This is a genomic window from Embleya sp. NPDC059213, assembly GCF_042754445.1.
In the GTDB taxonomy this organism is placed as follows: Bacteria; Actinomycetota; Actinomycetes; order Streptomycetales; family Streptomycetaceae; genus Embleya.
On the sequence record NZ_JBHZAV010000002.1, the window covers coordinates 189186 to 196419 of the forward strand.

The 7234-nt window shown below is 70.8% G+C and carries 6 protein-coding genes and 1 pseudogene; 4 read left to right on the top strand and 3 right to left on the bottom strand.

Features of this window, described 5'->3' with window-relative positions:
- Positions 1–283 precede the first annotated feature (283 nt).
- Positions 284–988, top strand: a complete 705-nt coding sequence (fabG, locus tag ACFXMF_RS01715) for a 3-oxoacyl-[acyl-carrier-protein] reductase (protein WP_360305380.1) — start codon at positions 284–286, stop codon at positions 986–988.
- A gap of 4 nt (positions 989–992) precedes the next feature.
- Entirely contained in the window at positions 993–1772 is a 780-nt protein-coding gene (fabI, locus tag ACFXMF_RS01720; protein ID WP_379987994.1) for an enoyl-ACP reductase FabI, read from the top strand.
- A 160-nt stretch (positions 1773–1932) separates the two neighbouring features.
- Here fabI and ACFXMF_RS01725 read toward each other — a convergent pair whose 3' ends face one another.
- Positions 1933–2229: a hypothetical protein gene (locus tag ACFXMF_RS01725; RefSeq protein ID WP_360305382.1), complete on the bottom strand. Its 297-nt coding sequence runs from the start codon at positions 2227–2229 to the stop codon at positions 1933–1935.
- 413 nt (positions 2230–2642) lie between these two features.
- On the opposite strand from ACFXMF_RS01725, the gene ACFXMF_RS01730 reads away from it, so the two are divergent.
- Both ACFXMF_RS01730 and ACFXMF_RS01735 read left to right on the top strand, forming a co-directional pair.
- The gene (locus ACFXMF_RS01730; RefSeq protein ID WP_360305384.1) at positions 2643–4997 is read left to right on the top strand and encodes an MMPL family transporter; all 2355 of its coding nucleotides are present in this window, start codon (positions 2643–2645) and stop codon (positions 4995–4997) included.
- A gap of 222 nt (positions 4998–5219) precedes the next feature.
- A complete protein-coding gene (locus tag ACFXMF_RS01735) occupies positions 5220–5735 on the top strand; it encodes a SixA phosphatase family protein (protein WP_379987988.1) in 516 nt (171 codons plus the stop codon).
- Between the two features lie 79 nt (positions 5736–5814).
- On the opposite strand, the gene serB is transcribed toward ACFXMF_RS01735, so the two are convergent.
- Together serB and ACFXMF_RS01745 are read right to left on the bottom strand one after the other, a co-directional pair.
- Positions 5815–6999 (bottom strand): phosphoserine phosphatase SerB, encoded by a 1185-nt coding sequence (gene serB, locus ACFXMF_RS01740; RefSeq protein WP_360305388.1) that lies wholly within the window; start codon positions 6997–6999, stop codon positions 5815–5817.
- A 6-nt stretch (positions 7000–7005) separates the two neighbouring features.
- Positions 7006–7234, bottom strand: a pseudogene (locus tag ACFXMF_RS01745) (hypothetical protein); the annotation flags it as partial.

Here is a 7234-nt window from a genome sequence, read left to right on the forward strand (position 1 = left end):
CTGGGTTTTCCGGCCGGACGGTCGTGCGTCGGACGGGTCTTGCGCCCGGACAAGCGGAACGAAACCTGCCGGACGCAGGCCGGCCGGATTCGGTCGGCGGAGCGGCTCGTTCCGGTTATCGTGCGCTCTTGTCGGGTTCCCACAACGATCGATCCGCGGACGCTGTCCCGGACCGGATTCCCCTTACCCCGGGGTAGCCCGATAGCGTCATCGTGACGCAAGCCGTCGGCCCGCGCGAGGGTGCGGCGAGCACGTTCGAGGACGAAGACGAAGGAGTGATCCGTTGAGCCGGTCCGTACTGGTCACGGGAGGAAACCGGGGCATCGGCCTGGCCATCGCCCGGGCCTTCGCCGCCGACGGCGACAAGGTCGCGATCACGTATCGCTCCGGCGAGCCCCCGGAGGGCCTGCTCGGGGTGCGCTGCGACATCACCGACGGCGAGCAGGTCGAGCAGGCGTTCAAGGAGGTCGAGGCCGCACACGGCCCGGTCGAGGTACTGATCGCCAACGCGGGCATCACCCGCGACACGCTGCTGCTGCGGATGACCGAAGAGGACTTCACCAGCGTCGTCGACACCAACCTCACCGGCACGTTCCGGGTGGTCAAGCGGGCGAGCAAGGGCATGTTGCGGGCCCGCAAGGGTCGCATCGTGCTGATCTCGTCGGTGGTGGGGCTGCTCGGTTCGCCGGGGCAGGCCAACTACGCGGCCTCCAAGGCCGGCCTGGTCGGCTTCGCCCGCTCGATCGCGCGGGAGCTGGGGTCGCGCAACATCACCACGAACGTGGTGGCGCCCGGCTTCGTCGACACCGCGATGACCGAGGTACTCGGCGACGAGCGCAAGGCGCAGATCCTCAAGGAGATCCCGCTCGCGCGCTACGCCGACGTGGACGAGGTCGCCGGTGTGGTCAAGTTCCTCACCTCGGACGCCGCGTCGTACATCACCGGAGCCGTCATCCCTGTGGACGGCGGACTTGGAATGGGGCACTGAACTCATGGGCGACCTGCTTGCGGGCAAGCGCATTCTCGTCACCGGCGTCATCACCGACGCCTCGATCGGCTTCCACGTCGCCAAGCGGGCCCAGGAGGAGGGCGCCGAGGTCGTACTGACCGGATTCGGCCGGCTCTCGCTGGTCAACCGGATCGCGAACCGGCTGCCGAAGCCCGCCCCGGTGATCGAGCTGGACGTGCAGAACCCCGAACACCTCGCGTCCCTCGCGGACAACGTGCGCGCGCACGTGCCCTCGCTCGACGGCGTCGTGCACTCGATCGCGTTCGGTCCCAAGGACGCGCTCGGCGGCAACTTCCTCGACACCGAGTGGGCCGACGTGGCCACGGCGGTGCAGGTCTCGGCCTACTCGCTGAAGTCGCTGACGATGGCGTGCCTGCCGCTGATCGAGGCGAACAAGGGGCGCGGCGGCTCGGTCGTCGGCCTCGACTTCGACGCGCAGGTGGCCTGGCCGGGCTACGACTGGATGGGTGTCGCCAAGGGCGCCCTGGAGTCGACCTCGCGCTACCTGGCCAAGTACCTGGGCGAGAAGAACATCCGGGTCAACCTGGTCTCCTCGGGCCCGGTCAAGACGATGGCCGCGAACAGCATCCCCGGCTTCGAGAAGTTCGAGGGTGTCTGGAACGAGAAGGCCCCGCTGGGCTGGGACCTGCGCGACGCGGACCCGGCCGCCCGGGGCGTGTGCGCACTGCTGTCCGACTGGTTCCCCAAGACCACCGGCGAGATCATCCACGTCGACGGCGGCCTGCACGCGATCGGCGCGTAACGCTCGAAACGTCTCCCGCAGCCCGATCGCCCGACCCACCCGGTCGTGGCGGTCGGGCTGTGTCGTCGTCGGCCGGGAGGGCGGACGGGCACGCGGGGCCGCCTGTGCACCGCGGCCCCGTGCGCGAACGGCACGGCGGGCGGGAGGGCGAAAACCCTCGTCAACCGGTCGCGGCGGCGATCGTCGCGGCGATGCCGATCAGCACGGTGATCAGCAGCATGATGCCCAGGATGCCGCCGAGTTGCCTGGCCGAGGACTTGTTCGGGTCCGGCGGCGCGAGCACCGTCTGCCGGAGCTCGTCGGTCGCGCCCGATTCGGCGGCCTTGCGGGCGAGGATCTCGTTGCGCGCGGTCGAGCGCGCGACTTCCTCCGCGTGGGCGCGCTCCTCGCGGGCCTTGCGAGCGGCCATGGCCCGCTCGTACCGCTCCTTGGAGGATTCGCCAGATGTAGCAGCCATGGGGACGAGTTTCGCAGACCCGCCCGGCCGGACCGACCGGTGGGGTGGAGCGGGTCGCACGGCGACCGGGGGCCGGCCGGGGTGGGGCGAGCGGGAACTCCGGGTGACCGGTCGGGCGTTGTGCACGCGTAGGGACCCGCACCGAGGATGACCTTCCCCCGAGTGCCGCACCGGGCGTTGTCGCAGGTCGGCGGCGTCGGGGCAAAAGCTTCCCCTTACATGTATCCGGTCGTGCCCCGACCGATCGCCCGCCCGGCTCCTTCTCAGGGGTGGGGCCAGCCCTACTACGCAGGGGTGCCTGCCCCCCGATCAAGACACCGGTTCGCAGGATGTGGCTCCCGGTCGCCCGCCAATACCTTCGTGTGTGTCGAGGAAGACCCTCGGCGAAGCGGAGCACACAGGAGCGGGGACCAATGGCATCCAGGCGTAATTTCGCCGCCTCGATCGGTGGCTGGAGTGCACAGCATCGCAAGACGGCGGTATTCGGGTGGCTGCTGTTCGTGGTCCTCGCCGTCGTGATCGGCAACATGAGCGGGACGAAGGAGATCAGCAAGGCCGAGCGCGGTGTGGGGGAGTCCGGCCGGGCCGCACGGATCATCGACGACGCGGGGATCAAGGAGCCCGCGGGCGAGATGGTGCTGGTCCGCAGCGACAAGCTGGTCACCGAGGACACGAAGTTCCGCGCCGCGGTCGACGATGTGATCAACCGGGTCAACGCCACGCAGGTCAAGGACGGCAAGGGCCCGGCCACCGAGCACATGCGTTCTCCGTTCGCCGGTGACGGCGGCATCTCCTCGGACAAGCATTCGGTGCTGATCCAGTTCGACATGACGGGCGAGGAGGACAAGGCCGCCGACAACATCCAGCCCGTGCTGGACGCGGTGGCCGAGGCCCGCAAGGCGCACCCGGACGTGGTGGTCGAGCAGTTCGGCGACGCCAGCGGCGAGAAGTGGTTCCAGGACACCATCGCCAAGGACTTCACCCGGGCCGAATGGACCGCCGTCCCGCTCGCCCTGGGCATCCTGCTCGTCGCGTTCGGCGCCGTGGTCGCCGCACTGCTGCCGGTGGCCCTGGCCCTGACCGCGTTCGTGGCCGCGGGCGGTCTGCTCGCGTTGAGCAGTCGGCTGATGCCGGTCGGCGACAGCGCCCAGTCGGTGATGCTGCTGATCGGCCTGGCCGTGGGCGTCGACTACTGCATGTTCTACCTGCGCCGTGAGCGTGAGGAGCGGGCCAAGGGACGCGACCCGGAGACCGCGCTGCGGATTGCCGCCGCCACCTCCGGCCGTTCCGTGCTGATCTCCGGCATCACCGTCATCGTCGCGATGGCCGGCATGCTCCTGTCCGGACTCAGCGAATTCGAGTCGATGGCCTCCGCGACCATCCTGGTCGTGCTCACCGCGGTGCTCGGCTCGCTCACCGTGCTCCCGGCGATCCTGTCGATGCTGGGCGACCGGGTGGACCTGGGCAAGATTCCCGGGCTCGCCAAGATGCGCCGTCCCACCGAGGGCAGCAAGGCGTGGGGCAAGATCCTGGGCGTGGTGCTGAGCCGGCCCAAGGGCACCGCGGTGCTCGCCGGCGGTCTGCTGATCGCGCTGACCGTCCCCGCGATCGGCATGAAGACCTCCGAACTGCCGATCGACAAGGAACTGCCGACCTCGCTGTCCATCGTGCAGACCTACCAGCACATCGAGAAGGCGTTCCCCGGCGGCCCGGCGCCCGCCCAGATCGTGGTCAAGGCGACCAACCCCGACGACCCCAGGCTCGCGGCGGCGTTCGACAAGCTGCGCGCCGAGGCGGTCGCCACCGGACAGATGCACGAGCCGATCGAGGTCGAGCGGCAGGGCGGCACGAACGTCTTCAAGGTCTCGGTCCCGCTCGCCGGCGGCGGCAACGACTCCACCAGCAACAAGGCCCTGGACACGCTCCGCGGCAAGGTCATCCCGAACACGCTGGGCAAGCTGGACGGCGTGGACGCCCCGGTGACCGGCAACACCGCCGGGTCGGTGGACTTCAACGACAAGCTCGACGACACGCGACTGCCGATCTTCGCCTTCGTGCTCGGCTTCGCCTTCCTGCTGATGCTGGTCTCGTTCCGCTCGATCGCCATCGCGGTCACCGCGATCGTGCTCAACCTGCTGTCGGTGGGCGCCGCCTACGGTGTGATGACGCTCGTCTTCCAGGAGGGCTACGGCGACTCGCTGGTGGGCACGGAGGCACCGGGCGCGATCGTCTCCTGGATCCCGATGTTCCTGTTCGTGATCCTGTTCGGCCTCTCGATGGACTACCACGTGTTCGTGGTCTCGCGAATCCGTGAGGCGTACGACAAGGGCATGGACACCAAGTCGGCCGTGTCGCACGGCATCCGCACCACCGCCGGGGTGGTGACCAGCGCGGCGACGATCATGGTCGCGGTGTTCGGGGTCTTCGGCACCCTGTCGATGCAGTCGATGAAGCAGTTCGGTGTCGGCCTGGCGGTCGCGGTCCTGCTGGACGCGACGATCATCCGCGGTCTGCTGCTGCCGGCCGTGATGACCCTGCTCGGCGACCGCAACTGGTACCTGCCCCGTTGGCTCGGCTGGCTGCCGCAGATGGACCACGGCGACGAGGCGATCGAGGCGCCGGCCCCGGCCGCCGAGCCGGTCCCCGCGTACGCCTCGGCCGGCGGCTACGGCACACCGACATACGAGACGGGTCGCCACCGGGGCGGCAACGGCTACGACGAGAGCGTGTCCGGCTCGCGCCGGATCCCGCGCCCGCCGGTCGGCTGACTGCCGAGCGCACGGTCGCCGGTGCGGGGCCGGCGACGACCGTGACGACCACCACCCCGTAGATCCGAGGAAAGCACGGGTCGGGACCGGATACTCGGTCCCGACCCGTCGTGCGTGGGGCGCGGTCGCCCGGCCCGGTCGGCGCGTGCCCGCTCCTCCTCGATCGAGTCCTGCGGTGCCGACCGGCAGTGCACAACGGCCGATGTCTGAGAGGCTGAACCCATGGCATCCCACCGACAGCGCAATCTTGTGGTGATGAGGCACGCGAAGGCCGAGTGGCCCGACGGGCCGGACCACGAGCGACCCCTGGCCGAACGCGGCCGCAAGGACGCGGCCGAGACCGGGCACCGACTGCTCGACCAGGGCATCACCCCCGATCTGGTGGTGTGCTCGCCGGCCGTACGCACTCGGGAGACCTGGCGGCTCGCGGGCAAGGCCTACGACCACAAGCCGCACACCGTCTACGACGAGCGGGTGTACGAGGCGAGCGCGCAGGCGCTGCTCTACCTCGTCCAGGAGACCCCCGACGAGGTCGACACACTGCTGCTGATCGGGCACAACCCGGGCGTGGCCACGCTGGTCAACGCGTTGGCGGGCAGCGGCGAGGACGACACGCTGGTGCGCCTGCGGGAGAAGTATCCGACCTCGGCGGTCGCGGTGCTGAGCCTGCACACCGCGTGGGCCGACCTCCAGGAGCGCTCGGCACACCTGGTTCGCTTCAGCACGCCGGCGACCTGACCCCGACGTCCGGGCCTGCCCGGTCGCACCGTGTGCGGTGCGTCCGGGCGGGCCCGGATTCGGTTCCGCGGGAGGCCGGCTACGCGTCCGCCGCGTCCGCCGCCTCGATCTCGTCCCGGGTCACGCCCAGCAGGAAAAGCACGGTGTCCAGGAACGGCACGTTGACCGCGGTGTCGGCGGCCTCGCGCACCACCGGCTTGGCGTTGAAGGCCACCCCCAGGCCGGCGGCGTTGAGCATGTCCAGGTCGTTCGCGCCGTCGCCGATGGCGACCGTGGCGGTCAACGGCACCCCCGCGTCGGCCGCGAAGCCGCGCAGCAGCCGGGCCTTGCCCGCCCGGTCGACGATCTCGCCGACCACCCGCCCGGTGAGCCTGCCGTCCACCACCTCCAGGGTGTTGGCCGCGCTGTAGTCGAGCCCGAGCTGCTCCACGAGCGCGTCGGTGACCTGGGTGAATCCGCCCGAGACGATGCCCACCTTGTAGCCGAGCCGCTTGAGCGTGCGCACCAGGGTGCGCGCACCGCGGGTGAGCACGACCTGCTCGCGGACCTTGGCGATGGCGTCCTCGTCCAGCCCGGCGAGCAGCGCCACCCGGGCCCGCAACGACTCGGCGAAGTCCAACTCGCCGCGCATCGCGGCGGCGGTCACCTCGGCCACCTCGTCCAGGCAGCCGGCGTGCTCGGCCAGCAGCTCGATCACCTCGCCCTGGATCAGGGTCGAGTCCACGTCCATCACGATCAGCCGCTTGGCCCGGCGGCGCAGGCCGGAGGGCTGGACCGCGACGTCCACCCGGCGCTCGGCGGCCTCGGTGGCCAGCTCCAGGCGCAGCTTGTCCGTCTCGACGCCGGAGACCTGGAGCTCGATCGCGGTCACCGGGTACTTGGCGAGGCGGAATATCCGGTCGATGTTGGCGCCGGTGGCCGCGATCCGGTGCGCTATCCCGGCGAACGCGGCGGCCTCCAGCGGGTGGCCCAGCACGGTGACGTGCGAGCGGCCCTCGCCGCGCGGACGGTTGTCGCCGACACCGGAGAGGATCTCCGCCTCCAGCCGCTCGCCGTCCGCCCAGCGGTGCACGCCGGCCCGCAGCCGGCCCTCGTCGGTCGGCGTGGTGATCAGGACGCACAGCGTGAGCCGGCCCCGGGTGACGGTCTGCTCGACGTCGACGACCTCGACGGAGTGGCCGGCCAGGATCTCGAAGAGGCTCGACGTCACCCCCGGCCGGTCCTTGCCGAAGATCTTGACGAGAAGAGTGCGCGGCGCATTCATGATGCTTCACGGTACCGGCCGTTCGAGGGCACGCGCGTCACCGGTCCACGGTACGAACACCGCGGCCGGCCGCACGGCGGCGGAATCTACCCAGGCCAGGGGCCGTCCCGGGTCGGCGCCTGCGGGTCGGGCGGGGGTGGCGGGCGATACGCCGGGGCGGGCCTGTTCGAGTACGGCGGGCCCGGTGGCGCCGCCGGGCCGGGCGGGCTCGGCGCGCCGGGGTGCGCCGGGCGGC

Bases quoted from the DNA above. Each gene is read 5' to 3' on its own strand.
- fabI (WP_379987994.1), top strand. From the start codon at position 993: ATGGGCGACCTGCTTGCGGGCAAGCGCATTCTCGTCACCGGCGTCATC.
- ACFXMF_RS01725 (WP_360305382.1), bottom strand. From the start codon at position 2,229: ATGGCTGCTACATCTGGCGAATCCTCCAAGGAGCGGTACGAGCGGGCC.
- ACFXMF_RS01730 (WP_360305384.1), top strand. From the start codon at position 2,643: ATGGCATCCAGGCGTAATTTCGCCGCCTCGATCGGTGGCTGGAGTGCA.
- ACFXMF_RS01735 (WP_379987988.1), top strand. From the start codon at position 5,220: ATGGCATCCCACCGACAGCGCAATCTTGTGGTGATGAGGCACGCGAAG.
- serB (WP_360305388.1), bottom strand. From the start codon at position 6,999: ATGAATGCGCCGCGCACTCTTCTCGTCAAGATCTTCGGCAAGGACCGG.